This window comes from Pseudomonas sp. MF09156 (assembly GCF_059862305.1).
Genome location: NZ_JCBCUR010000012.1, coordinates 45,116 through 69,877, shown reverse-complemented (window position 1 = coordinate 69,877; position 24,762 = coordinate 45,116). Strand labels below are relative to the sequence as shown.

Sequence of the window (24,762 nt, the reverse complement as noted above, 5' to 3'; positions counted from 1 at the left end):
CACCGAGCACTCGGTGGCGGGCTTTTTTCACACTCTAAAGGTCAACACCGTCAATGTGGGAGCTGGCTTGCCTGCGATTGCAGGAGGCCAGGCAATGCACTTACCTCTGACAGACCGCTGTCGCAGGCAAGCCAGCTCCCACATAGTGATCACCTATTGCCTGGGTACTCGATGTGAAGTCGGCTCAGCAGAGCATCCTTGTCTTCCCATAACTGGTTGATCCAGCCCTGGAACGCCAGCCGATATTCCCCATCCTGCTCATAATTCTTGCCAATGAACTCGGCCGGGATCTGCACCTCTTCAAACTGCACCACCACCTCCTGCACATTGCCGCACAGCAAGTCCCAGAAACCCGGGCGGCCGCCCGGATAGTGGATAGTCACGTTGACCAATGACTTCAACTGCTCACCCATGGCATCCAGCACAAACGCAATGCCACCAGCCTTGGGCTTGAGCAGGTAACGAAACGGCGACTGCTGCTGCGCATGTTTGCCTGGGGTGAAGCGCGTGCCTTCGGCAAAGTTGAAAATACCCACCGGGTTGTCGCGAAACTTCGCACAGGTCTTGCGGGTGGTTTCCAGGTCCTTGCCTTTCTTCTCCGGGTGTTTTTCCAGGTAGGCCTTGGTGTAGCGCTTCATGAAGGGGAAACCCAGCGCCCACCAGGCCAGGCCAATCACCGGCACCCAGATCAGTTCCTGCTTGAGGAAAAACTTCAGCGGGCGGATCCGCCGATTGAGCACGTACTGCAGCACCATGATATCGACCCAGCTCTGGTGGTTGCTGGTCACCAGGTACGAGTGCTGGTAGTCCAGGCTTTCCAGGCCCTTGAGGTGCCAGCGTGTGCGGCGTACCAGGTTCATCCAGGTGTTGTTATTGCTGATCCAGGCCTCGTGGGTCTGGTTCATCAGCCATTCGCTGAAGCGCTTGGCGAAGGGCAGTGCCTTGAACAGCGCGACGATAAACAGGAATGAACACAGCAGAATTGTGTTCAACGCCAGCAACAGCGAGGCGATCACCCCACGCAGGGGGGCAGGCAGGAATTCCAGCATTTAGGCATCCATAGGTCGGTTGGCGGCTTGAATCGCGGTCAGGGCGATGGTGTAGACGATATCGTCCACCTGGGCCCCACGGGGCAGGTCGTTCACGGGTTTGCGCAGGCCTTGCAGCATGGGGCCGAGGCTGACGCAATCGGCACTGCGTTGCACCGCCTTGTGGGTGGTGTTGCCGGTGTTGAGGTCGGGGAATACAAAGACCGTGGCCTTGCCCGCCACCAGGCTGTTGGGCGCCAGTTGCCGGGCGACGTTTTCGTTGGCGGCGGCGTCGTACTGCAACGGGCCGTCGATCAGCAGCGAGCTTTGTTGCTCGTGGGCCAGCAGGGTGGCTTCGCGAACTTTCTCCACTTCCTCGCCACTGGCCGAGTCACCGCTGGAATAGCTGATCATCGCCACGCGTGGGGTGATGCCGAAGGCGGCGGCCGAGTCGGCGCTTTGCAGGGCGATTTCCGCCAGTTCCGCAGCGCTTGGGTGTGGGTTCATCACGCAGTCGCCGTAGACCAGCACCTGCTCGGGAAACAGCATGAAAAACACCGATGACACCAGGGTGCAGCCCGGCGCCGTTTTAATCAGCTGCAAGGCCGGGCGGATGGTATTGGCGGTGGAGTGGATGACCCCGGAGACTAGGCCGTCTACTTCATCCAGCGCCAGCATCATGGTGGCGATCACCACGGTGTCTTCCAGTTGCTGCTCGGCCATCGGTGCGTTGAGGCTTTTGCTCTTGCGCAGCGCCACCATGGGCTCGACATAGCGCTCGCGGATCAGGTCCGGGTCCAGAATTTCCAGGCCTTCAGGCAGCTCGATGCCATGGGCGCGGGCTACGGCTTGGACATCGGCCGGCTTGGCCAGCAGCACGCAACGGGCAATGCCGCGGGCCTGGCAGATGGCGGCGGCTTGCACGGTCAGCGGCTCGCTGCCTTCGGGCAACACAATGCGCTTGTTGGCGGCCTGGGCGCGCTGGATCAACTGGTAGCGGAACACCGCCGGCGACAGGCGCATCTCCCGTGGCGTACCGCAACGCTGGTGCAGCCAGCGCGCATCCAGGTGGCTGGCGACGAAATCGGTGATGATCTCCGCACGTTCGCGGTCATCAATCGGGATTTCCTTGTTCAGGCTGTTGAGCTGGTTGGCGGTGTCATAGGAGCCGGTACTCACCGACAGCACCGGCAACCCGGCCTGGAATGCACCACGGCACAGGTCCATGATCCGTGGGTCGGGCAGGGTGTCGCTGGTCAGCAGCAGGCCGGCCAGGGGCACGCCATTGATCGCGGCCAGGCTGACGGCGAGGATGATGTCGTCGCGATCCCCCGGCGTCACCACCAGCACGCCGGGCTTGAGCAGCTCCACGGTGTTGCGCATGGTGCGCGCGCAGATGATGATTTTGTTCATGCGCCGGGTTTCATAGTCGCCGGCGTTGAGCACTTGCGCGCCCATCAGGTCGGCCACATCGCGAGTGCGCGGGGCGTTGAGCTCGGGCTGGAACGGGATGCAGCCGAGCAGGCGGAAATCGCCACTGCGCAGCAACGGCGAATGCTCCTTGAGGCGGGCGGCGAAGGCCTCCATGCTCTCGTCGGTCTGCACCTTGTTGAGGATCACCCCCAGTACTTTCGGGTCTTTCGGGCCGCCGAACAGCTGCGCCTGCAATTCCACACGGCCGGACAGTTCGGTCAGCACCTCGTTTTCCGGGGCCGAGACGAGGATGACTTCGGCATCCAGGCTTTTTGCCAGGTGCAGGTTGACCCGTGCCGCATAGCTGGCGCTGCGGGTCGGCACCATGCCCTCGACAATCAGCACGTCCTTGCCCACGGCCGCCTGTTGATAAAGGGTGATGATTTCTTCGAGCAACTCATCGAGCTGGCCATCGCCGAGCATCCGCTCGACATGGGCCAGGCCCAATGGTTGCGGTGGTTTGAGGCCATGGGTACGGGCCACCAGCTCGGTGGAGCGCTCAGGCCCCGTGTCGCCGGGATGGGGCTGGGCAATGGGCTTGAAAAAGCCGACTTTCAGCCCGGCCCGTTCAAGGGTACGCACCAGCCCAAGGCTGATGGAGGTCAGACCCACACCAAAATCGGTGGGCGCGATAAAAAAAGTCTGCATGCGAATTCTCTGAAGGTGCATGGCTTCGGTGGTGCGCTATGGCTGCGCGCCGACCGGGAATCAGCTGCCAAGGGTATCGTTATCCGGGCGCTGCGCACACCAGCCACAGGCAAAGGGCTGGCCTATTTTTGCCAGGCGTTGCGCCGGATCCATCACCCAGCCCCGGGATTGCCAGGGCGGCTGGTGGCGCAGGTGCTGCGTATGGCCGCAGGACAGCGCGGCGACCCAGTGGCCATCTGCATCCTGGTGAAATCCGACGACCGTCGGGTCACCGGATCGACTCCGTCTGTCCGGGTTGTGTTCGCTTTCGGGCAAATCCTTGTTTAGACTTGTCCGTTCTTCATTCTTATGCAAAAGGTCTCGCCCCATGCCGATCGCCGCCAACAAGGCTGTCTCCATTGACTATACCCTGACCAACGACGCTGGTGAGGTCATCGACAGCTCCGCCGGCGGCGCGCCGCTGGTCTACCTGCAAGGCGCAGGTAACATCATCCCTGGCCTGGAAAAGGCCCTGGAAGGCAAAGAGGTTGGTGATGAACTGACCGTTGCCGTAGAACCTGAAGATGCCTACGGCGAGTACTCGGCCGAACTGGTCAGCACCCTGAGCCGCAGCATGTTCGAAGGCGTCGACGAACTGGAAGTGGGCATGCAGTTCCACGCCTCCGCTCCGGACGGCCAGATGCAGATCGTGACCATCCGCGACCTGGACGGCGATGACGTGACCGTCGACGGCAACCACCCGCTGGCAGGCCAGCGCCTGAACTTCCAGGTCAAGATCGTTGCCATCCGCGACGCTTCCCAGGAAGAAGTGGCTCACGGCCACGTACACGGCGAAGGTGGTCACCACCATTGATTGACGGGCCACGTCCAGTCAGTTGAAAAGAGAGGCGCCTTCGGGCGCCTTTTTTGATTGGCGGCTATTCTTGCCGACTTGGCGGCTGTAATCTCGAATGGCCGTTACACAGAATATGGGAAACCTGGAGTTCTTCATGAGTGCTTTCCACGACCTTAAACTCAAAGCCCTGGATGGTCAGGAGCTGCCTCTGGCGCCCTACAAGGGGCAAGTCGTGCTGGTGGTCAATGTCGCCTCCAAATGTGGGCTGACTCCACAATATGCCGCGCTGGAAAACCTCTACCAGCAATACAAGGGCCAGGGTTTCACCGTGCTGGGCCTGCCGTGCAATCAGTTCGCAGGCCAGGAGCCTGGGACCGAAGAAGAGATCCAGGAGTTCTGCAGCCTCAACTATGGCGTGAGCTTTCCCCTGGGCAGCAAGCTTTCGGTGAACGGCCCTGATCGCCATCAGTTGTACCGCCTGCTGGCGGGTGAGGGGGCAGAGTTCCCGGGGGATATCACCTGGAACTTCGAGAAATTTTTGCTGGGCAAGGATGGGCGAGTATTGGCGCGGTTTTCTCCGCGTACCGCGCCTGATGATCCGAGCGTGGTCCAGGCCATCGAAAAAGCCCTGGCCTGACCTGCTGTAGGCGCCGGCTTGCCGGCGACCCGCAGTAACGGCCATCGCCGGCAAGCCGGCTCCTACGGTGTTTTATGTGGCTCACGGCTTTTACCCCTTAATCACCGCAATCAATAGTGCTATCCGGCACTGCCCGCGTTCCATATTATCCGCATCATAAAATCCCTCTCGTGCGGAGTGCTCCCATGCCTGTCCAAGCCTTGTTCAAACCTTTCCAGCTCGGTGCGCTGCAATTGCCGTCCCGTGTGGTCATGGCGCCGATGACCCGTTCGTTTTCCCCGGGTGGCGTACCCAATTCCAAAGTGATCGAGTACTACCGCCGTCGCGCGGCGGCCGGCGTAGGTTTGATCATCACGGAGGGCACAGTGGTGGGCCACCAGGCTTCCAACGGTTATCCGAACGTGCCGCATTTCTACGGTGAAGCGGCATTGGCCGGCTGGAAGAAAGTGGTCGATGCGGTGCATGCCGAAGGCGGCAAGATCGTCCCGCAGTTGTGGCATGTCGGTAGCGTGCGGCGCATTGGCACCGAGCCGGATGCCAGCGTCCCGGCCTATGGCCCGATGGAAAAACTCAAGGATGGCAACGTGCTGGTCCATGGCATGACGGTCGAGGATATCAAGGAGGTGATTGCCGCCTTCGCCCAGGCCGCCAAGGATGCCCAGGCCATCGGCATGGACGGCGTGGAAATCCACGGCGCACACGGTTACCTGGTCGATCAGTTCTTCTGGGAAGGCAGCAACCAGCGTACGGACGAATACGGTGGCAGCCTGGCCAACCGTTCGCGCTTTGCCATTGAGTTGATCCAGGCCGTGCGGGCCGCCACAGGTCCTGGATTTCCGATCATTTTCCGTTTCTCCCAATGGAAGCAGCAGGATTACACCGCGCGCCTGGTGCAAACCCCCGAGGCGTTGGGTGAGTTTCTCAAGCCGTTGTCTGACGCGGGCGTGGATATTTTCCACTGCTCCACGCGGCGTTTCTGGGAGCCTGAGTTTGAGGGGGCCGAGCTGAACCTGGCGGGTTGGACCCGTAAGCTCACCGGCAAGCCGACCATCACCGTGGGCAGTGTCGGCCTGGATGGCGAGTTCCTGCAGTTCATGGTCAACACCGACAAAATCGCACAGCCGGCAAGCCTGGAAAAACTGCTGGAGCGCTTGAATAACGACGAGTTCGACCTGGTGGCCGTGGGGCGTGCGCTGCTGGTCGATCCGGATTGGGCGCTGAAAGTGCGTGAAGGGCGTGAGGGCGATATCTTGCCGTTCAGCCGTGAGGCGTTGACTACCCTGGTTTAAGGGGGGAATTGACGGGCTCTATCGCGGGCAAGCCCGCTCCCACATTGGAATGCAAGCAACCTGTGGGAGCGGGCTTGCCCGCGATAGGGCTCGTCAGGTCAGCTTCGAGCTGCCCGTCTCCAGCAAGTCCTCGCCACACGCCCCGCGCAGTTGATGTTCAAACCGCTCAATAATCGCCGGCCAGCCCTGGCGACTGGCATGCTGGCGCGCATTCAGGCGCACGCGGCGTAAACTCTTCGGCTCTTCCAGCAACCAACTGGCGGCATCGCAGAACGCATCCTCATCCCCCGGCATCGCCACGGCACCGCTGTAGCCGTGGCGGATATGCTGGGTGGCGGCCGCCTGGTCGTAGGCCACCACACCCAGGCCCGATGCCATGGCTTCCAGGACCACGTTGCCAAAGGTCTCGGTGAGGCTGGGGAATAGAAACAAATCCCCGGACGCATAGTGCCGGGCCAGCTCCTCGCCGCGTTGCGTGCCGCAGAACGCTGCTGCCGGGAGGGTCTTCGCCAGGGCTTCGCGCTGCGGCCCGTCGCCGACGACGATCAGCTTCAAGCGACGCTGTGGATAAGTCGCCTGCAACGCCTCGAAGCAACGTTTGAGCAAACCGAGGTTTTTTTCCGGTGCCAGGCGTCCCACATGCAGGACGGCAATATCTTCATTACCCAGGCCCCATTGCTCACGCAAGCCATTGTCACGCCTGGCCGGGTGGAACAATTGGCTGTCGACGCCGCGTGACAACAGGTCCAGGCGCTCGAAGTGGCGGCGCTCCAGCTCCAGGCGCTGGCTGACGCTGGGCACCAGGGTCAGGGTGGAGCGGTTGTGGAACCAGCGCAGGTAGTGGGTCAGGAAGCGGCTGAGCATGCCCAGGCCGTATTGGCTGGAATACTGCTGGAAGTTGGTATGGAAACCGCTGACCACGCTGATCCCCAGGCGCCGTGCCGCACGCAAGGCGGACAAGCCCAGCGGGCCCTCGGTGGCAATGTACAGCACGTCCGGGCGCTGGCGTTTCCAGCGCCGCAGCAGCTTGTGCATCGAGGACTGGCCCCATTGCAGGCCGGGATAGCCCGGCAAAGGCCAGCCGCGACACAGCAGCAGGCCGTCGTCACTGATGCGACTCAAGTCGCCACCCTGGCGCGGGCGCACCAACTCCACCTGATGCCCACGCGCGCGCAGGCCATCACACAGGCGGCCAAGGGTGTTGGCCACGCCGTTGATTTCCGGTGGGAAGGTTTCGGTAATCAGGGTGATGTTCAGGAAGGCTGTCGTCATGCAGCCAGTGTCGGCGCGGGCCATGTCGCCATTGTGTCATCGCAATGACGGATTTATGACGACAGGGCCCGGCATTGGCTTAGTTGAACGGCGTAGGACGCGGGGTCTTGGCCGAGGAAGGCGGCAGGATCGGCAGCTTGAAGTCCGGCTGGTCGCCGGTCAGGGTGTCGAGGAACGCGACAATCTGGCTGACCTCATCGGTGCTCAACTTGCGGCCCAATTGCAGGCGGGCCATGACGTCCACCGCTTCGCTCAGGTTCCAATAGGCACCGTCGTGGAAGTAGGGGTAGGTCAGGGCGACGTTACGCAAGGTTGGCACCTTGAACATCATCCGGTCCTGATCCTTGCCGGTCAGGCCGGCCACGCCCTGGGCCGGGTTCTTGGTGGCGTAGGGTTCGACCATGCCCATTTTCTGGAAGGTGCTGCCACCGACCGCCTCGCCGTTGTGGCAGGCCACGCAGCCGATGTTCTTGAACAGCTGGTAGCCCTGGGCAGCCGTGGCGCTGATGGCTTTTTTGTCGCCCAGCAGCCAGCGGTCGAATGGGGCGTTGGGGGTGACCAGGGTTTCTTCGAAGGCCGCGATGGCGTTGGTCACATCGTCGAACTTGATGCCGTCATCGCCATACACTTTCTTGAACGAGGCCTGGTACTGGGGGATTGAGCGCAGCACGTCCACCGCCAGGTCATGGGTGAAGCCCATTTCGCCCGGGTTGGCGATCGGGCCGCCGGCCTGCTCCTGCAGGGTCGCCGCGCGTCCGTCCCAGAACTGCGCGACGCTCATGCTCGAGTTGAGCACCGTCGGTGAGTTGATCGGCCCCTGGTGCCAGTTATGCCCGATGGAGGTGGGCAGATTGTCGCTGCCGCCCATGCTCAGGTTGTGGCACGAGTTGCAGGAAATGAAGCCGGACTTGGACAAGCGTGGGTCGAAGAACAATTGCTTGCCCAGTTCGACCTTGTCGGCATCGGTGATCTTCGCCGGTTGTACCGGCAATATGGGCTCATTGGCGGCGGCGGCCCCCCAGGCCCCACCGCCCAACATCAATCCGAACATCAGCATCAACGGTCTGTACATGGTGCGCTCCCCACAGGCTTATAGTTTTAATAACCATGTGCTCTGTATGGGCAAATCACCATGATCCAGGTCAATCGAACAGCCTAGGGGTTTTTCGCCAGCATCGTTTCGGCGCCTTGCTCACGCACCCAGAACAACGTCGCCCCGGCCACCGCTGCTGGCATCATCAGCAGGTTGACTACCGGCACCAGCAGCACCAGGTAGACGATCCCGCCAAAGCTCATGCTCTGCCAGCGCTTCTGGCGCAGCCAGGCGAGCATTTCGTTCCAGCCCAGCTTGTGGTTGTCGGCCGGGTAGTCGATGTATTGGATCGCCATCATCCACACCCCGAACAGCAGCCACAGCGGTGCGGCAATCAGGTTGACCACCGGAATGAACGACAGGATAAACAGGCCGATGGCCCGGGGCAGGAAGTAGCCCAGTTTGCGCATTTCCCGGGCCAGGGTGCGCGGGACCATGGCAAACAGCTCGGCCCAGCTGAAGGCGGGGAAGTCATCGGTGCCGCGCACCACCACTTCGACTTTTTCCGCGAGGAAACCGTTGAAGGGTGCGGCGATGATATTGGCGAGCATGGTGAAGCTGAAAAACACCATAAACGCCACCAGCAGCACGAACAGCGGCCACAGGATGTAGCTGAGGAAACTCAGCCAACTGGGCAGCGTCGGCATCAAGGTGTCGACCCACAGGCTGAACTGATGGCCAGCAAAATAGATCAATCCGACGAACAGTATCAGGTTGATCGCCAGGGGCAGCAGGACGAACAGGCGCAGGCCTGGGCTCAAGACCAGTTTCAGGCCTTCACGCAGGTATTGTGGGCCTGACAGAACGGGGGCGGGCATGGATAACTCCGGGCAAAAGGGCGAACGCGCCGACCTTACCGGCTTTGCCGATACGGTGAAAGCACGGTCAGCAAGCCGACATTAACGGTAACAAACATGTTGATTAATAGGTGCCACGGAATAGAGACCGCCTATGAGCTGGATTGTTAATCCGTATTTCCTTAATCTTGCCCCCCTCTATACGCTGCACCCATTATTTTCAGGGCCTGCGAGTTCAAGCCTTCCCCAAGTGCTTCGCGGTCCTTTTTTATTCCAGCCGCCCTGTAGTCCGGGCGGTCGATAGGAGTGAGTCATGTCTGATACCCGTCATTCGCGAGTGATTATTCTCGGTTCCGGCCCTGCCGGTTACAGCGCTGCGGTCTACGCGGCCCGGGCCAACCTCAAGCCGTTGCTGATCACCGGCATGCAGGCGGGTGGTCAGTTGACCACCACCACTGAAGTCGACAACTGGCCGGGCGACGTCCACGGCCTGACCGGCCCGGTGTTGATGGAGCGCATGAAAGAACACGCCGAGCGTTTCGAGACCGAAATCGTCTTCGACCATATCAATGCCGTGGATTTCTCGAAAAAGCCCTACAGCCTGACCGGCGACAGCGGCGTCTACACCTGTGACGCGCTGATCATCGCCACTGGCGCCAGCGCTCGCTACCTGGGCCTGCCATCGGAAGAAGCGTTCATGGGCAAGGGCGTTTCCGCCTGCGCGACCTGCGACGGTTTCTTCTACCGCAACAAGCCGGTAGCTGTGGTCGGTGGTGGTAACACCGCAGTGGAAGAGGCGCTGTACCTGGCCAACATCGCCAGCACCGTGACCCTGGTTCACCGCCGCGAAACTTTCCGCGCCGAGAAGATCCTGATCGACAAGCTGCACGCGCGGGTTGCCGAAGGCAAGATCATCCTCAAGCTCAACGCCACCCTGGATGAAGTCCTGGGCGACAACATGGGCGTGACCGGTGCGCGCTTGAAAAACAACGACGGCAGCTTCGACGAGCTGAAAGTCGACGGCGTGTTCATCGCCATCGGCCACACCCCGAACACCTCCCTGTTCGAAGGCAAGCTGACCGCCAAAGATGGTTACCTGGTGGTGCAGGGCGGCCGTGAAGGCAATGCCACTGCAACCAACATCGAAGGGATCTTTGCCGCTGGCGACGTGGCTGACCATGTCTACCGCCAGGCCATCACCTCGGCCGGCGCCGGTTGCATGGCGGCCCTGGATGCCGAGCGTTACCTCGACGGCTTGAAAGACGCTTCTTTCTAAACCGTTGCCATAAAAAAACCGGCCAAAAGGCCGGTTTTTTTGTGTGTAACTGGACGAACAGCGCAATCTCAATTTGGCAATCCAATCAATGTGGGCGCTGGCTTGCCTGCGATGGCGGTGTGACAGCCACCACCGCCATCGCGGGCAAGCCCGGCTCCCACATTGACCGGGTTTGCAAGCTGGATCAGCGGCGGGTCAAAGGCGGCTGGACAAACTTCACTCCCGCCAACCCATGCTCGATCAGCGCGCGGATATTGGCGTGATCTGTGCCCTCAGGTGTCGCCAGCACCGAACGATAATGCTCGCCAAACGCCAGCAAGGCCTGCTGGTCGCTCAACCCTTCCAGCAGCGCCAGGCCCAGGGTCTTGCACGAGCCTTCGTTCTGCCCGGCGGCGTTTTCTACGCTGCCATTGGTGAAGGCTTGTGGCTGGTAGTCGTAGCCGGCGGCGATAAAGGCCAGGGTGTCGGCAAAGAGGTGTTCGCCGCTGTCGAGGCGGGTGCGCAGGGTGTTCAGGTCAGTCATGGGGTTTTCCTTTGGCAAACGCCGCTTGTTGTTCGGCGCTAGCTTCTTGCTGGTATTGGGCTTTCCACTCGGCGTACGGCATGCCGTACACCACTTCGCGGGCGTCATCGAGGCTGACCTCGATCTGGCGTTCGTCAGCCTCGGCTTTGTACCACTTGGACAGGCAGTTGCGGCAGAAACCGGCGAGGTTCATCAGGTCGATGTTCTGCACATCCTTGCGGCTGTCCAGGTGCGCTACCAGCCGGCGGAAGGCGGCGGCTTCGAGTTCCAGGCGTTGTTGGTCGGTCATGGGATTCACACAGATTCAGGGGGGTTAACGGCTGGCTGCCAGGGTGATCGACACCGACTCGGCAAAGCGCAGCGCATGGGGCTTGTCGACTTCGACTTCGGCGTACAGCACCGACTCGTTGCTCATCACCAGGTCCAGCAGCTCCTGGGTCAGGCGTTCGAGCAGGGCGAAGCGGTTGCCTTCGACGTGGGCGATGATGGCCTTGGTGATGGTGCGGTAGTTCAAGGCGTGGTCGATATCGTTGTCGCGCACGGCGTCTTGTGCGGCATACAGGATGGTCAGGTTGATCAACACATCCTGCTTGTTGAGGATCTCTTCCTCGTTGATGCCAATAAATGTACGCAGACACAGGTCCTTGACCCGGATGCGCGCCATACCTGGTTGAAGTTGTGGCATTGCTACTTGCTCCGTCCAATCAGTTGCAGGAACCCCAGGCCGCTGGTGTTCGGGTTTACTTGACATGCCGCCCGCCATTGACGGTCAGGGTGGTGCCGGTCACATAAGGGTTGTCCAGCAGGTAACGCACGCTCTGGTAAATCACCTCGGGCCCGGGTTCGATACCCAGTGCCGACTTGGCCAGGACCTTGGCACGATAAGCTGCGTCGTCGCCGTCGTTGAACATCACCATCGCTGGCGCGATGCCATTGACCTTGATCCGGGGCGCGTATTGGGCGGCGAAGGACAGGGTCAGGCTGTCGAGCCCGGCCTTGGTGGCACAGTAGGCAATATGCTGGCGGCTGCCCTTGCGGGTCACGTCGTCGCTGATGTGCACAATGTCGGCCGGCGTCGAGCGCCGCAACAACTCAGCACAATGCAGGTTGATCAGGTACGGCGCAAGCATGTGCACGCTGAACATATCGATAAAGGCGTTGGCCTCGTCACCGGGTGTTTCTGGGGCCCAGGTCGAAGCATTGTGGATGATCGCCCGCAGGCTGTCGGTATGGGTCTTGAGTTCGCTAATGAACGCCAGGATACCGGCCTCGGACGAGAAGTCGGCAAACACGCCAATCGCCCCGCGCTCGCGCAGGGCCTGCACGCCTGGACGTTCACTGCGATAGCTGAAGATCACCGGTTGCTGTGCATCCAGCAGGCGCTGGGCGCAATGCAGGCCGACACGTTGGCCGGCGCCGGTAATCAGGATCGGTGCGGGAGAGGTCATGGGAGGCTCGGGTCACGGGCAAGCTAAAACTATACCAGCGACCGGCCTGTTGCGGATCGGCTCAAACGGCCGCTTCGGCAGGTTTTACCCGCGGCGGGGTAGGATTGAGCCAGCCTGCCAGCAAATGGGTCGACAGCGGAATGAACAGATAGACCATCAACGGCGTCAGGGCCAGGGTGCTGACCAGCACGCGGCTGAACATGCCCAACTCGGCGAGCAACGGCTCAAGGCCAAAGTTGAACAGCAGTGAAACCGGGAAAAACGCCAGCCAGATCGCCACGGCCTGTTTCCAGCGCGGCGGGCGCTGGCCCACGGCGCCAAACCAGCCCTCCATGCCGCTGACGCGATGCTCCATGGGGTCGGCGAACAATTCGCTGCCACGGCCCAGCCAGGCGCTGCGCGATGCCGAGAACTCCCAGGCATGCAGGGTCTGCTCGTCGGCGAAGCGGAAGATGATCTGGAATTCGCCGCCATCGGCAGGCGGCGCAAGTACGCCTGAACCCAGGTAGCCGGGGAAGTCCGTGGCCAATTGCTCGCCTTCGCGCAGCCAGCTCATCATGTCTTGATAACGGCCTTGGGCAGCACGGCGTGCAACCATCAAGGTGACGGGTTGGGTAGACATTGTGTATCTCCGAATGTGTGGGCGCGTTGCACCGGGTAGGTGGCGTCCCAGGCGAAGCCGCAGGGTAGGGCGGCGACGCAAAAAAACAGGCAAGGATTATTCCTGATTTGACGAAATACGCCAGCGGCATTGGACGGCTGGGCAGATCCCTTGAAAAAGACAGGTATAAAAGCGTTAAATGGGATCCAACTACGTGCCAATCTTCGGTCCTTTGATGTCTGTAATCACAGCTCCATCCCCCGGTCTTGAGCAAGGTGCCCTACGCATTGGCGATGAGTTGTTCCCGATTCGTGAAGTCTCAAGATTGACAGGTATCAATCCGGTCACCCTGCGCGCGTGGGAGCGCCGTTATGGGTTGATCCAGCCGGTGCGCACCGAAAGTGGGCATCGCCTGTACACGCAGAAGGACATCGAGACCGTTCATCGCATTCTGGATTGGATCGAGCGTGGTGTGGCGGTCAGCAAAGTCGGCAAGATCCTCGCTCGGGACGATGGGCAATCGTCATCACTGCACCACCTGCAGGAAGGCAGCGACCATCATGAATGGGCCCAGTGGCAGCAGCAGATGCAAACTGCCATCGGTGCGTTTGATGAGCTGCAACTGGAGCGCCTGTACGGCCAGGTCTTTGCCGCGTACCCCGCTGCGGTGGTGTTCCAGGACATCCTGATGCCCCTTTGGCACCAGTTATTGCGCCATCAGGGACGTTTCGGCCAAGCCAGCGAATGGCTGTTTTTCGACAGCTTCCTGCGTGCGCGGATCTCCCAGCGCCTGCAACTGGCCCGCGCTGGCCGCACGCCGCAGGTATTGCTGGCGGCGATTGCCGGTGAGTGCCGCGAACTGGAACTGCTGGTGGCCGGGCTCATGCTCGGTGGTGATGAACGGGTGGTGCATGTGCTGAGCGTCGGCCAGCCCCTGGATGAGTTGACGCTGATCTGCGAGAAGATCCGCCCGCAGGCCCTGGTGCTGTTCTCCAATCGCGCGCCAACCCACGAACTACCCAAGCGCCTGGGGCGCCTGGCCTTGACCCTGGACTGTCCGCTGCTGCTGGCCGGTGATGCCTCGGACATGGCCCAGCAGCAACTGGCAGGTAGCGTTATCGGTTGCCTGGGCAGTGAAGGACGGTTGATGCAGCGGCGCTTGCGGCAGTTTCTCAGTGGAACCCTGGATACCTGAGATCAGGCATGCACTTCAGGGTGGGCCAGGCGATGCTGTTGCAGGATGAACTGGCGCAGGCGCTCGGTTTCATCCACATCGCCCTGGTTCAAGCGGTAGGCAAACAGCCCGCGCGCGGTCTCGCGTTCCAGGGTGCCACGCACCGCAATTCGCTCGTAGCCAGAGGGGCTGAACCACATCGAGAACGTCCTGGGTGGTTTGCTACGGCCCCGGGACTGCACCAGCAGGCCCTTGAACGACACTTCATGCACCCACAGTGAACCAGGCTGGCCCCTGACATTTTCCAGGGCCACCGGCTCTTCGAGCACCAGGCGCCACGGCCGGATCATCGGCCCGTCTTCGAAAATGCTCGGCACCCCAAGGCGCAAGTGCAGCGCATGGAACTCGTCTTCCACCAGTTGCAGAGGAAAGGTCATTTGCTGGTTATCGAACTGCGCCTGGATCGTCACCTGCTCATGGGCCGCGAGGCGCGTGAGCAGGTCGCGGATCTGCGCGCCGCCATTGACCGTCAGGCTCGACGACACATCCCGCACATTCAGTTGTGGGTTGTGGTGCATGTTCTGGATGAAGTCCAGTTCGTCCTGGGTCAAAAGGGCGTCGCGTTGCATTGATGTGGCTCAAGGAAATGCGTGATTAAACGGATTATCACCCTAAAGACCGTATTTTCTAAAGTTTGTTAGATCCGCTCGTCGCCCGGAGTGCGGCCAACTCGGCTGTAAGCTGCGCCACCTGGGCTTCCAGCTGGGCAACACGCTGCTGGGTCTTGACCTGAACCGTGACGTCTTTCTGCACGCCGACGAAGTAAGTCTGCCCATCCGCCTGGTTATAAACCGTCGATAATGACAGCTCATTCCAAAAGTGCGTGCCGTCCTTGCGGTAATTGCGCAGGATTTCCCGGCAGGCTCCGCCACTGTCCAGGGCTTCGCGAATGGCCATCAGCGCTGGCTGGTCACGGTCGCCTGACTGCAGGAAGCGGCAATCCTGATAAAGGATGTCGTCCAGGTTATAGCCGGTCATGCGTTCGAAGGCCGGGTTCACGTAAATCAGCGGCTTGTCCTTGCCTTCCCGTTCCGCCACGACAATCCCGTCGTTGGAAGCATTGACCACCATCTGCATCAGCTTGGCGTTGATCATTGAACGATCCATAGCGTGTTTGTGGATTTCTTAGTGTAGGGCAACCGAGCCGGCTGCCAGCTGTTAATATCCCAGGTTTTCAATCAACTACAGGATCAGATTGATGAAAGTCGCCATCCTTTCCGGCTCGGTCTATGGCACGGCAGAAGAAGTTGCCCGCCACGCCATGGGTATCCTCAACGCAGCCGGTTTCCAGGCCTGGCATAACCCGCGGGCGACCCTGGCCGACGTGCAGGCCTTCGCCCCGGACGCCTTTCTGGCCGTCACTTCCACCACCGGCATGGGCGAACTGCCGGACAACCTGATGCCGCTGTATTCGACGATCCGCGACCAACTGCCCGCCGCCTGGCGCGGTTTGCCAGGTGCGGTGATCGGCCTGGGCGACGCCAGCTACGGCGACACCTTCTGTGGCGGCGGCGAGCAGATGCGCGAGCTGTTTGGCGAGTTGGGCGTGCGTGAAGTGCTGCCGATGCTGCGCCTGGATGCCAGCGAAAGCGTCACCCCGGAAGCGGATGCCGAGCCTTGGCTGGCGGAGCTGGTCACGGCACTGCGCGGCTGATCGGGTACTCGCGCAAAAGCGCGAGCCAGGCCTGGGCGGCTTTCGACAGATAGGCGCCTTTGCGCCAGATAAAGGCGATGTCCCAGCGTAGGAAATCGGGCGCCCTGAGTGTCAGGCGCACCACACCGGGGCGCCCAAGGCCGCGCGCGACCACACTGGGCAGCAGCACTACGCCCTGGCCTGCGGCCACCAGGGCGACGAGAAAATCCGCCTGGCCGCTGCGCCCACTTTCCCGTGGCGTGAAGCCCAGTTGCTGGCAGGCCTGGAGCAGCCGGTCATTGAGCACAAAGCTGCGCTGGTACATCAAGAACGGCGTGTCGGCCAATTCCTCCAGGCCAATCTGGGCCCGCTGTGCCAACGGGTGGTCCACGGGCAGCAGCGCATCCAGCGGCTCATCGCAGAAGGCTTGCCAGGCAAACGCCGGATCGGTGGGCAACAGGCTGCCGCCGACGTCCAGCTCACCCGCGAGAATGGCCTGCTCAATATTGCGGCTGCCGCCTTCAAGTAATTGGATGCTGACATTGGGGTAGCGCCGGCGATATTCGGCAAACAGCCCGGCAAACAGCGTATCGCCCCCCAGTTGCGGCAGGCCCATGCGCAACTCGCCACGGGTCATTTGATTCAGGTCGTCCAGCTCACTCACCAGCTCGGTCTGCAAGCGCAACATGGCTTCGGCCCGTTGCAGCACCACCTGCCCGGCGGCGGTCAGGCGCACGTGCGAACCGATGCGGTCGAGCAGGGGGGTACCGAGGCTCTGTTCCAGTTGCGCCACTTGCTTGCTCACGGCGGACTGGCTGATATGCAGGGTTTTCCCGGCCTGGGTAAAACCGCCACGGTGCACCACTTCGATAAAACTGCGCAGCTGTTTGAATTCCATTGCACCAATTCCAGTTTGGAATGGCTTGCAGTCTAACAATTCGCTTTGGGGATGCCAGAGGGCTCTTTAAAATGAGGGCCTGCGAGGAACCCATGTCGACTAAACGTTTCACCTTCAAACACCTGGGCCGGCTGCTGGTTGAGCTGCTGGTATTGCTGGCGATCTACCTGCTGGGCTGCCAACTGGCCGTATGGCTGGCCTGGCCGATCCCCGGCGGAGTGATTGGCCTGGGGCTGCTGTTGCTGGTGTTCGCCAGCGGCCTGATCAAGCCGGCGGCCCTGCAATTGGGCGCTGGCATGCTGATGGCAGAAATGCTGTTGTTTTTTATCCCGGCGCTGATGAGCCTGCTCGATTACGGTGGCCTGCTGCGCCATGACGGCTGGCGGATCATGCTGGTGATCGCCCTCAGCACCCTGATGGTGATGCTGGTCACGGCGTTTACCGTCGAACTGGTCTGCCGCTGGAAGCTGCGCCATGAAGCTTGAACTGATGCCGCTGTTCTGGCTGGCCCTGACCCTGCTGGCCTATGGTTTCAGCCGCTGGATCTACCGGCGCACCGGGCGCTACCTGCTGTCACCGCTGATTTTGGTGCCCGCGCTGCTACTGGCGGTGGCCGTACCGCTGAACACCGCCTATGCCGAGTACGCCACCGACACCCATTGGCTGATGCTGGTACTGGGCCCGGTCACGGTGGCATTCGCCATCCCGATCTGGCAGCAGCGCCAATTGTTGATGCGGCACTGGTCGGCGTTGCTCCTGGGGATGCTGGCCGGTAGCGCCGCGTCCATTGGCACCTCCTTTGGCTTGGCCAAGGCGCTGGCCCTGGACAGCGCGGTGACGATGTCGTTGGTGCCACGCTCGATCACCACCCCCTTTGCCATGCCCCTGGCCCACGATCTGGGCGGCGTACCGGAACTCACGGCGGTGTTTGTGATGTTCACCGGTGTGTTCGGCGCCATGCTCGGCGGGGTCCTGCTCAAGTGGCTGCCGCTGCGCAGTGCCTTGGCGCGGGGCGCGTTGTTTGGGGTGGGCGCCCACGGAGCGGGCGTCAGCCGTGCCCACGAAGTGGGCGGCGAAGAAGGCTCGGTGGCCGGGCTGGTGATGGTCCTGACGGGCTTGCTCAACCTGTTTGCCGCACCTTTACTGGCGTCGCTTCTCTGACACCACATTGTACGAATCCGAACTATCCTCACGGTTGACTCGCTCGGTCATCAAGCTGGCTGCCAACGCAACTACGGCAGGCCTGTGGTCTGACTAGACTGGCCCTTCAGCCCAAAAATAATAAGAACACCACAGCGTCAGCGTCGAGGTCCTTGCCGTGAGCCTAGCCCCCGTTCCATCGACACAGAGTGTAAAAGACCAGGTCAGCGCCGCCGAATGGCAGGCACGGATCGACCTGGCCGCCTGCTATCGCCTGGTGGCCATGCATGGCTGGGATGATCTGATTTTCACCCATATCTCGGCCAAGGTGCCGGGCACCGAAGACTTCCTGATCAACCCGTTCGGGCTGATGTTCCACGAAATCACCGCCTCCAGCCTGGTCAAGGTCGACCAGGCCGGCAACAAGCTGATGGACAGCCCCTACGAGATCAACCCGGCGGGCTATACCATCCACAGCGCGGTACACGAGGTACGCCACGACGTGGTCTGCGTGCTGCACACCCACACGGCGGCGGGCGTGGCCGTATCGGCGCAGAAGCAGGGCGTGCTGCCCATCAGCCAGCAGTCGCTGTTCGTGCTCTCGAGCCTGGCCTATCACGCCTACGAAGGTGTGGCGCTGAACCACGAGGAAAAGGCCCGCTTGCAAGCCGACCTGGGGCCGAGCAATTTTTTGATGCTGCACAACCATGGCCTGCTGACCTGCGGCGCGACCATTGCCGATACCTTCCTGATGATGTTCACCTTCCAGCGCGCCTGCGACATCCAGGTGCTGGCGCAAAACGGCGGGGCCGAATTGATCGCCATCGAGCCGCAGATTCTGGCGGGGGCCAAGGCGATGATTGCCGGTGTGACCAAGAGCGCCCAAGGCATGGGCGGCGCGCTGGCCTGGCCGGCGCTGCTGCGCAAGCTTGATCAACAAGACCCTGGATACCGACTCTGATGCCACTGGCCGAGATCCCCCTGAGCGCCTGGCGCAAGCGCGGGCAGAGTTTTGTCTTTCGCGGGCAGACCATCCGTTACTGGGTGGCCGGGCAGGGCGAGCCCTTGCTGCTGATCCACGGTTTCCCCAGCGCCAGTTGGGACTGGCATTACCTCTGGCAGCCGCTGGCCCAGCGCAACCTGGTGATTGCCTGCGACATGCTCGGCTTTGGCGACTCGGCCAAGCCCCTGGACCACACCTATTGCCTGTTGGAACAGGCCGACCTGCAACAGGCGCTGCTGGCCCATCTGCGGATTCAACAGCCGGTGCATGTCATGGCCCATGACTACGGCGACAGCGTGGCCCAGGAACTGCTCGCCCGGCACTATGAGGGGCGGTTCCAGCTGGCCAGTTGTGTGTTTCTCAATGGCGGGTTGTTCCCCGAGACCCACCGCGCGGCGCTGGTGCAAAAACTGTTGCTCAGCCCGTTGGGTTGGATGATCGGCCGCGCATTCGGGCGCAATGCCCTGGCCGACAGCTTCAAGCAGATCTTCGGCCCCGACACCCGCCCCAGCGAAAGTGCCCTGGATGACTTCTGGAGCCTGATCGAAAACAACGATGGCCCACGGATCCTGCACAAACTCATCGCCTACATCCCCCAGCGCCGCCGTCAACGCGAGCGCTGGGTGGCGGCGATGCAGCGCGGCGAAGTGCCGTTGCGGGTGATCGATGGCGAAGTCGACCCGATCTCCGGCGCGCATATGGTCGCGCGCTACCGCGAGCTGATACCGGATGCCGACACGGTGTTACTGGCCAACATCGGCCACTACCCGCAGATTGAAGCGCCGGTGCAGGTGCTCAAGCATTACCTGGCGTTTCGCGAGGGTATCGAGGCCAGCAAAGACCCGCTATGGGAACTGGCTTGTGTGGGAGCTGGCTTGCCTGCGATGGGTACACCTCGGTAAATCAGTTGTACCGAGGTGATGCAATCGCAGGCAAGCCAGCTCCCACACAAGCCAGCTCCCACACAAGCCAGCTCCTATACGAGCCGATCATCCCCGTGCCTTATTGCGCACCATTCACCCCCGCCCGTATTTATTGTGACCACAAGCCCCGTGCCTGACACTCAACCCATCGTCCACTGTCTTCGCTGGAGTTCCCTATGAGTGAGTCTGTGCAGTTCCAAGATAAAGTCGTGATCGTCACCGGTGCCGGGGGTGGCTTGGGGCGTGCCCATGCGCTGCTGTTCGCCAGGCACGGGGCCAAGGTGCTGGTCAACGACCTTGGCGGCTCGACTCAGGGCGAAGGCGCCAACGCTTCGGCGGCCGACCGTGTGGTGGCCGAGATCCGCGAGGCCGGCGGGATTGCCGAGGCCAACCACGATTCGGTGACCGACGGCGAAAAGATCGTGCAACACGCCCTCGAGGTGTTTGGCCGCATCGACGTGGTGGTGAACAACGCCGGGATCCTGCGTGACAAAACCTTCCATAAAATGGAGGACAGCGACTGGGACCTGGTTTACCGCGTGCATGTCGAAGGTGCCTACAAAGTCACCCGCGCCGCCTGGCCGCATCTGCGCGAGCAAGGCTACGGACGGGTGATTTTCACCGCCTCCACGTCGGGCATCTACGGCAACTTCGGCCAGTCCAACTACGGCATGGCCAAGCTCGGCCTGTATGGCCTGACCCGCACCCTGGCGCTGGAGGGGCGCAAGCACAACATCCTGGTCAATGCCATCGCACCTACCGGCGGCACGCGCATGACCGAAGGCCTGATCCCGCCGCAGGTGTTCGAAAGGCTCAAGCCTGAACTGGTCAGCCCGCTGGTGGTGTACCTGGGCAGCGAGGCGTGCCAGGAAACTTCTGGGCTGTTTGAAGTGGGCGGCGGCTGGATCGGCAAGACCCGCTGGGAACGCAGCCTGGGCGTCGGGTTTGACCCCGAGGCGGGCTTCTCGCCAGAGGATGTGGCGGCGCACTGGCAGCAGATCTGCGACTTTGAAGGGGCGGCCCATCCCAAGGACAACATCGAAGCCTTGAAAGAGATGATGGACAACCTGCAGAAATACAGCCTGTGATCGTTACCTGAAAAACAGTCAATCCTGCGGGGCGCTTATGGCGCCCCGCTTTGTTTCAGGCATAAAAAAGGCCGCTGCATAAGCAGCGGCCGAAGTAAGACGTTGGATCAAGGAGCTACAAATCAACGTCAGTGAACACCGGTAACAGACTGAAAATACGCTTCAATCCGTCAAAAATTGGCTTTCGTGAAGCAGGCGGTTCGCCTTGAAAGCCCGGTAAGAATAGTCCGTTGTAACAGAATGAAAAACACTGATTCAGGACAAGGACTGTTACCAAAACAACAACAGTGGCGCGCCTGACGGGCGGGGTATCCATTCTCTTGATGGCGCTCCATCCACTGCGTCGATAGCCCCGCCAATACCCACGCTAGAGCCTGCGTTAATCCTTTGGAGCGACACAACGAATACCTCCTTGGTGCGCTTATCGCTCCTGATGGCGGGCAGTAGGGTGGGGCCTTCTGTCACACCACCGGGGAAGACGCATGACAAAAACAACAATGCGCGCCATCTTCAGGCCACAGGCGCTGGCCGCTGCGGTTGCTTTGGGTTGCTGCGTTCAGGCGCAGGCTGTTTCATTCAATATCGGCGAGATCGAGGGGCAGTTCGATTCGTCGCTGTCGGTGGGTGCCAGCTGGGGCATGCGCGATGCCGACCGCAAGCTGGTGGGCACGGTCAACGGCGGCAGTGGCCAGGCTTCCACCGGGGATGACGGGCGGCTGAACTTCAAGAAGGGCGAAACCTACTCGAAAATCTTCAAGGGCCTGCACGACCTGGAGCTCAAGTACGGCGATACCGGGGTGTTTGTACGGGGCAAGTACTGGTACGACTTCGAACTCAAGGACGAAGACCGTGAGTTCAAGCCGATCAGCGACCACAACCGCAAGGAAGGCTCCAAATCCAGCGGTGCACAGATCCTCGATGCCTTCGTCTATCACAACTATTCCCTGGGCGACCTGCCGGGCACCGTGCGTGCCGGCAAGCAGGTGGTCAGTTGGGGCGAAAGTACCTTCATCGGCAACTCCATCAACAGCATCAACCCCGTCGACGTCTCGGCCTTCCGCCGGCCTGGCGCCGAGATCAAGGAAGGCCTGATCCCGGTGAACATGCTGTTTGCCTCCCAGGGCCTGACCAACCAACTGACCGTGGAAGGCTTCTACCAGTTGGAATGGGACCAGACCGTACTGGATAACTGCGGCACCTTCTTTGGTGGCGACGTGGCGGCCGATGGCTGCACCAATAACTACACGGTCGGTAGCCCGGCGATCCGCCCGCTGCAACCTGTGGCCGCGGCGTTCGGCCAAGGCTTTGGCGTGACCAACGAAGGGGTGATCGTGCGTCGCGCCGCCGACCGTGATGCACGGGATTCCGGGCAGTTCGGCATGGCCTTGCGCTGGCTCGGCGATGACACCGAGTACGGCCTGTACTTCATGAACTACCACAGCCGCACGCCGACCGTGGGCACCCTCACGGCCAACACCAACCTTGCGACCATCGGCAATATCATCAATACCGCCAACGGCATTGCCCCCGGCAGCGGCGCCGGCCTGGCGCAGAGCGTGATGCTCGGACGCGGCCAGTACTACCTGGATTACCCGGAAGACATCCGCCTGTACGGCGCCAGCTTTTCCACGACCCTGCCCACCGGCACCGCCTGGACCGGAGAAATCAGCTACCGCCCCAACGCCCCGGTGCAACTCAACACCACCGACCTGACCCTGGCCCTGGTCAACCCGATTGCCGGTAACACCGTGTCGCCGATCAAGAGCTCATTCGGCGCTGACAACACCGGCTACCGGCGCAAGGAAATCACCCAGTTCCAAACCACCATGACCCAGTTTTTCGACCAGGTGCTGGGCGCCGAACGCCTGACCGTAGTAGGCGAGGCAGCCATCGTGCGGGTGGGCGGGCTGGAGAACAAAACCAAGCTGCGCTATGGCCGTGATTCGGTCTACGGCCAATACGGTTTTGGCGGTGACACCGACGGTTTCGTCACGGCGACTTCCTGGGGTTATCGGGCCCGGGCGATCCTGGACTACAACAACGTGATCGCCGGGATCAACTTCAAGCCCAACCTGTCCTGGTCCCATGACGTCAAGGGTTACGGCCCCAATGGCCTGTTCAACGAAGGGGCCAAGGCGCTCAGCGTCGGGGTCGATGCGGACTACCGCAACACCTACACCGCGAGCCTGAGCTACACCGACTTTTTTGGCGGTGACTACAACACCCTGACCGACCGTGACTTCCTCGCCCTCAGCTTTGGCGTGAACTTCTGATTCGGCTAAAAAAGAACAAGGACAACAACCATGCGTAAGATGATTTTGCAGTGCGGTGTACTGGCCCTCAGCCTGGTGGCCGCCAACGTGATGGCCGCCGTGTCACCGCAAGAAGCAGCCAAGCTCGGTACGACCTTGACCCCAGTGGGCGCCGAGAAAGCCGGTAACGCCGATGGCTCGATCCCGGCCTGGACCGGTGGCATCCCGAAAAACGCCGGCGCGGTGGACAGCAAGGGCTTTTTGGCCGACCCGTTTGCCAATGAAAAACCGCTGTTCGTGATTACCGCGGCCACGGTCGACAAGTACAAGGACAAACTGTCGGACGGCCAGGTGGCGATGTTCAAGCGCTACCCAGAGACCTACAAAATCCCGGTCTACACCACCCACCGCACGGTCAACCTGCCCGACGATATCTACGAGTCGATCAAGCGCAGCGCGCTCAACGTCAAGTCGATCAACGACGGCAACGGCCTGGAGAATTTCACCGGCAACCGCTACTACGCCTTCCCGATCCCGAAAAATGGCGTCGAGGTGTTGTGGAACCACATCACTCGCTATCACGGCGGCAACCTGCGACGCATCATCACCCAGGCCACACCGCAGACCAACGGCAGCTACACGCCGATCCGCTTTGAAGAAGAAGTGGCAGTGCCGCAACTGATCCCGGACATGGACCCGGCCAAGGGCGCCAACGTGCTGACCTTCTTCAAGCAGTCGGTCACCGCGCCCGCCCGCCTGGCGGGTAACGTGCTGCTGGTGCACGAAACCCTCGACCAGGTGAAAGAACCGCGCCTGGCATGGATCTACAACGCCGGCCAACGCCGCGTGCGCCGTGCACCGCAAGTGGCCTACGACGGTCCGGGCACTGCGTCCGACGGCCTGCGTACCTCGGATAACTTCGACATGTTCTCCGGCGCGCCAGACCGCTACGACTGGAAACTGGTGGGCAAGAAGGAAATGTACATTCCCTACAACGCCTACAAGCTCGATTCGCCGTCCCTTAAATATGACGACATCATCAAGGCCGGCCACATCAACCAGGACCTGACCCGCTACGAGCTGCACCGGGTCTGGGAAGTGGTGGGCACGGTGAAACCAAGCGAGCGGCACATCTACGCCAAGCGCCACATGTACATCGACGAAGACAGCTGGCAAGTGGCGCTGGTGGATCACTATGACGGCCGCGGCCAACTGTGGCGCGTTGCCGAAGGTCATGCGCAGTTCTACTACAACCACCAGACCCCGGCCTACACCGTCGAGACCCTGTACGACATCATCGCCGGCCGCTACATCGCCCTGGGCATGAAGAACGAAGAGAAGAGCAGCTTTGTATTCGGCTTCAACGCCAAGGCGGCGGACTACACCCCATCGGCCCTGCGCGCCTCGGGCGTACGCTGACCTGAGGTTGTAAAGCCAATCACTGTGGGAGCTGGCTTGCCTGCGATGGCGGTGGACCAGGCAAAACCCATCAACCTGACCCACCGCCATCGCAGGCAAGCCAGCTCCCACATAGGCTCGGGTTTTAACCTGCCAATCCTGTGCCGGGCTCAAATGAAGCCCGGCTTTTTTATGCCCGGCAATCAGCCCGCTGAATACTTCTTCAACAACGCCCATTGACAGGACTACGGTAGACCGCACGCCGCATAACAA

The 24,762-nt window shown here is 61.4% G+C and carries 28 protein-coding genes; 14 read left to right on the top strand and 14 right to left on the bottom strand.

Going from position 1 to position 24,762, the window contains the following annotated elements:
* Positions 1-149: 149 nt before the first annotated feature.
* From yihG to AC19YY_RS22255, 3 genes are read right to left on the bottom strand one after another with little or no spacing between them, the layout of a single operon-like run.
* On the bottom strand, positions 150-1,049 hold the full coding sequence (gene yihG, locus AC19YY_RS22265; RefSeq protein WP_169954881.1) for a 1-acylglycerol-3-phosphate O-acyltransferase, YihG family: 900 nt from the start codon (positions 1,047-1,049) through the stop codon (positions 150-152).
* The gene (gene pta, locus AC19YY_RS22260; protein WP_169954882.1) at positions 1,050-3,149 is read right to left on the bottom strand and encodes a phosphate acetyltransferase; all 2,100 of its coding nucleotides are present in this window, start codon (positions 3,147-3,149) and stop codon (positions 1,050-1,052) included. It abuts the gene before it with no gap.
* A gap of 60 nt (positions 3,150-3,209) precedes the next feature.
* Complete coding sequence (locus tag AC19YY_RS22255; RefSeq protein ID WP_169954883.1) at positions 3,210-3,548, bottom strand: DUF3565 domain-containing protein; 339 nt, start codon at positions 3,546-3,548, stop codon at positions 3,210-3,212.
* Between AC19YY_RS22255 and AC19YY_RS22250 the strand changes: the two genes are divergently transcribed.
* The 3 genes from AC19YY_RS22250 (at position 3,517) to AC19YY_RS22240 (ending at position 5,910) form a co-directional block, all read left to right on the top strand.
* The gene (locus AC19YY_RS22250; protein ID WP_017476012.1) at positions 3,517-4,002 is read left to right on the top strand and encodes an FKBP-type peptidyl-prolyl cis-trans isomerase; all 486 of its coding nucleotides are present in this window, start codon (positions 3,517-3,519) and stop codon (positions 4,000-4,002) included. The genes AC19YY_RS22255 and AC19YY_RS22250 overlap by 32 nt on opposite strands.
* 136 nt (positions 4,003-4,138) lie before the next feature.
* On the top strand, positions 4,139-4,621 hold the full coding sequence (locus tag AC19YY_RS22245; RefSeq protein ID WP_169954884.1) for a glutathione peroxidase: 483 nt from the start codon (positions 4,139-4,141) through the stop codon (positions 4,619-4,621).
* A gap of 185 nt (positions 4,622-4,806) precedes the next feature.
* Complete coding sequence (locus tag AC19YY_RS22240) at positions 4,807-5,910, top strand: NADH:flavin oxidoreductase (RefSeq protein ID WP_170043025.1); 1,104 nt, start codon at positions 4,807-4,809, stop codon at positions 5,908-5,910.
* 93 nt (positions 5,911-6,003) lie between these two features.
* On the opposite strand, the gene AC19YY_RS22235 is transcribed toward AC19YY_RS22240, so the two are convergent.
* The 3 genes from AC19YY_RS22235 to cysZ form a co-directional block, all read right to left on the bottom strand.
* Positions 6,004-7,206 carry a glycosyltransferase family 4 protein gene (locus AC19YY_RS22235; protein WP_500604890.1) on the bottom strand — a complete coding sequence of 401 codons (1,203 nt, stop codon included), beginning with the start codon at positions 7,204-7,206 and terminating at the stop codon, positions 6,004-6,006.
* 55 nt (positions 7,207-7,261) lie between these two features.
* Positions 7,262-8,254 (bottom strand): cytochrome-c peroxidase, encoded by a 993-nt coding sequence (locus AC19YY_RS22230; protein ID WP_500604889.1) that lies wholly within the window; start codon positions 8,252-8,254, stop codon positions 7,262-7,264.
* An 83-nt stretch (positions 8,255-8,337) separates the two neighbouring features.
* On the bottom strand, positions 8,338-9,093 hold the full coding sequence (gene cysZ / locus AC19YY_RS22225; protein ID WP_169954888.1) for a sulfate transporter CysZ: 756 nt from the start codon (positions 9,091-9,093) through the stop codon (positions 8,338-8,340).
* Positions 9,094-9,385: 292 nt separating this feature from the next.
* Between cysZ and trxB the strand changes: the two genes are divergently transcribed.
* A complete protein-coding gene (trxB, locus tag AC19YY_RS22220; protein ID WP_169954889.1) occupies positions 9,386-10,348 on the top strand; it encodes a thioredoxin-disulfide reductase in 963 nt (320 codons plus the stop codon).
* Between the two features lie 184 nt (positions 10,349-10,532).
* On the opposite strand, the gene AC19YY_RS22215 is transcribed toward trxB, so the two are convergent.
* From AC19YY_RS22215 to AC19YY_RS22195, 5 genes are all read right to left on the bottom strand, one after another.
* On the bottom strand, positions 10,533-10,871 hold the full coding sequence (locus AC19YY_RS22215) for a HopJ type III effector protein (RefSeq protein WP_170058567.1): 339 nt from the start codon (positions 10,869-10,871) through the stop codon (positions 10,533-10,535).
* Positions 10,864-11,160: a DUF1244 domain-containing protein gene (locus AC19YY_RS22210; RefSeq protein WP_057437796.1), complete on the bottom strand. Its 297-nt coding sequence runs from the start codon at positions 11,158-11,160 to the stop codon at positions 10,864-10,866. Before AC19YY_RS22210 ends, AC19YY_RS22215 begins: the two co-directional genes overlap by 8 nt.
* A 24-nt stretch (positions 11,161-11,184) precedes the next feature.
* Complete coding sequence (gene folX, locus AC19YY_RS22205) at positions 11,185-11,556, bottom strand: dihydroneopterin triphosphate 2'-epimerase (protein ID WP_057437798.1); 372 nt, start codon at positions 11,554-11,556, stop codon at positions 11,185-11,187.
* 55 nt (positions 11,557-11,611) lie between these two features.
* Complete coding sequence (gene folM / locus AC19YY_RS22200) at positions 11,612-12,319, bottom strand: dihydromonapterin reductase (protein WP_169954891.1); 708 nt, start codon at positions 12,317-12,319, stop codon at positions 11,612-11,614.
* Positions 12,320-12,380: 61 nt separating this feature from the next.
* Positions 12,381-12,941 (bottom strand): putative antibiotic biosynthesis monooxygenase, encoded by a 561-nt coding sequence (locus AC19YY_RS22195; RefSeq protein WP_170043020.1) that lies wholly within the window; start codon positions 12,939-12,941, stop codon positions 12,381-12,383.
* A 214-nt stretch (positions 12,942-13,155) separates the two neighbouring features.
* Here AC19YY_RS22195 and AC19YY_RS22190 point away from each other — a divergent pair, with 214 nt between their 5' ends.
* Positions 13,156-14,115, top strand: a complete 960-nt coding sequence (locus AC19YY_RS22190) for a MerR family transcriptional regulator (protein WP_500604888.1) — start codon at positions 13,156-13,158, stop codon at positions 14,113-14,115.
* A 2-nt stretch (positions 14,116-14,117) separates the two neighbouring features.
* Here the strand turns inward: AC19YY_RS22190 and AC19YY_RS22185 are convergent, their stop codons facing one another.
* Both AC19YY_RS22185 and AC19YY_RS22180 read right to left on the bottom strand, forming a co-directional pair.
* On the bottom strand, positions 14,118-14,723 hold the full coding sequence (locus AC19YY_RS22185; RefSeq protein WP_169954894.1) for a hypothetical protein: 606 nt from the start codon (positions 14,721-14,723) through the stop codon (positions 14,118-14,120).
* 58 nt (positions 14,724-14,781) lie between these two features.
* Positions 14,782-15,249: a PAS domain-containing protein gene (locus AC19YY_RS22180; protein WP_492634132.1), complete on the bottom strand. Its 468-nt coding sequence runs from the start codon at positions 15,247-15,249 to the stop codon at positions 14,782-14,784.
* A gap of 103 nt (positions 15,250-15,352) precedes the next feature.
* Here AC19YY_RS22180 and AC19YY_RS22175 point away from each other — a divergent pair, with 103 nt between their 5' ends.
* Positions 15,353-15,808 (top strand): flavodoxin, encoded by a 456-nt coding sequence (locus tag AC19YY_RS22175; protein WP_169954896.1) that lies wholly within the window; start codon positions 15,353-15,355, stop codon positions 15,806-15,808.
* On the opposite strand, the gene AC19YY_RS22170 is transcribed toward AC19YY_RS22175, so the two are convergent.
* Complete coding sequence (locus AC19YY_RS22170; RefSeq protein WP_500604887.1) at positions 15,789-16,685, bottom strand: LysR family transcriptional regulator; 897 nt, start codon at positions 16,683-16,685, stop codon at positions 15,789-15,791. The genes AC19YY_RS22175 and AC19YY_RS22170 overlap by 20 nt on opposite strands.
* A gap of 92 nt (positions 16,686-16,777) precedes the next feature.
* Between AC19YY_RS22170 and AC19YY_RS22165 the strand changes: the two genes are divergently transcribed.
* The 8 genes from AC19YY_RS22165 (at position 16,778) to AC19YY_RS22130 (ending at position 24,729) form a co-directional block, all read left to right on the top strand.
* The gene (locus tag AC19YY_RS22165; protein ID WP_169954898.1) at positions 16,778-17,170 is read left to right on the top strand and encodes a CidA/LrgA family protein; all 393 of its coding nucleotides are present in this window, start codon (positions 16,778-16,780) and stop codon (positions 17,168-17,170) included.
* The gene (locus AC19YY_RS22160) at positions 17,160-17,846 is read left to right on the top strand and encodes an LrgB family protein (protein ID WP_169954899.1); all 687 of its coding nucleotides are present in this window, start codon (positions 17,160-17,162) and stop codon (positions 17,844-17,846) included. Before AC19YY_RS22165 ends, AC19YY_RS22160 begins: the two co-directional genes overlap by 11 nt.
* A gap of 157 nt (positions 17,847-18,003) precedes the next feature.
* Complete coding sequence (locus tag AC19YY_RS22155; protein WP_170058564.1) at positions 18,004-18,786, top strand: class II aldolase/adducin family protein; 783 nt, start codon at positions 18,004-18,006, stop codon at positions 18,784-18,786.
* Positions 18,786-19,730 (top strand): alpha/beta fold hydrolase, encoded by a 945-nt coding sequence (locus tag AC19YY_RS22150; protein WP_170043017.1) that lies wholly within the window; start codon positions 18,786-18,788, stop codon positions 19,728-19,730. The genes AC19YY_RS22155 and AC19YY_RS22150 overlap by 1 nt, the downstream gene beginning before the upstream one ends.
* Before the next feature lie 197 nt (positions 19,731-19,927).
* Positions 19,928-20,839, top strand: a complete 912-nt coding sequence (locus AC19YY_RS22145) for an SDR family oxidoreductase (RefSeq protein WP_169954902.1) — start codon at positions 19,928-19,930, stop codon at positions 20,837-20,839.
* 482 nt (positions 20,840-21,321) lie between these two features.
* Positions 21,322-23,112 carry a DUF1302 domain-containing protein gene (locus tag AC19YY_RS22140; protein WP_169954903.1) on the top strand — a complete coding sequence of 597 codons (1,791 nt, stop codon included), beginning with the start codon at positions 21,322-21,324 and terminating at the stop codon, positions 23,110-23,112.
* A 30-nt stretch (positions 23,113-23,142) separates the two neighbouring features.
* Complete coding sequence (locus tag AC19YY_RS22135; RefSeq protein ID WP_169954904.1) at positions 23,143-24,510, top strand: DUF1329 domain-containing protein; 1,368 nt, start codon at positions 23,143-23,145, stop codon at positions 24,508-24,510.
* Positions 24,511-24,546: 36 nt separating this feature from the next.
* A complete protein-coding gene (locus AC19YY_RS22130; RefSeq protein ID WP_170059001.1) occupies positions 24,547-24,729 on the top strand; it encodes a hypothetical protein in 183 nt (60 codons plus the stop codon).
* The last annotated feature ends 33 nt before the right edge of the window (positions 24,730-24,762 follow it).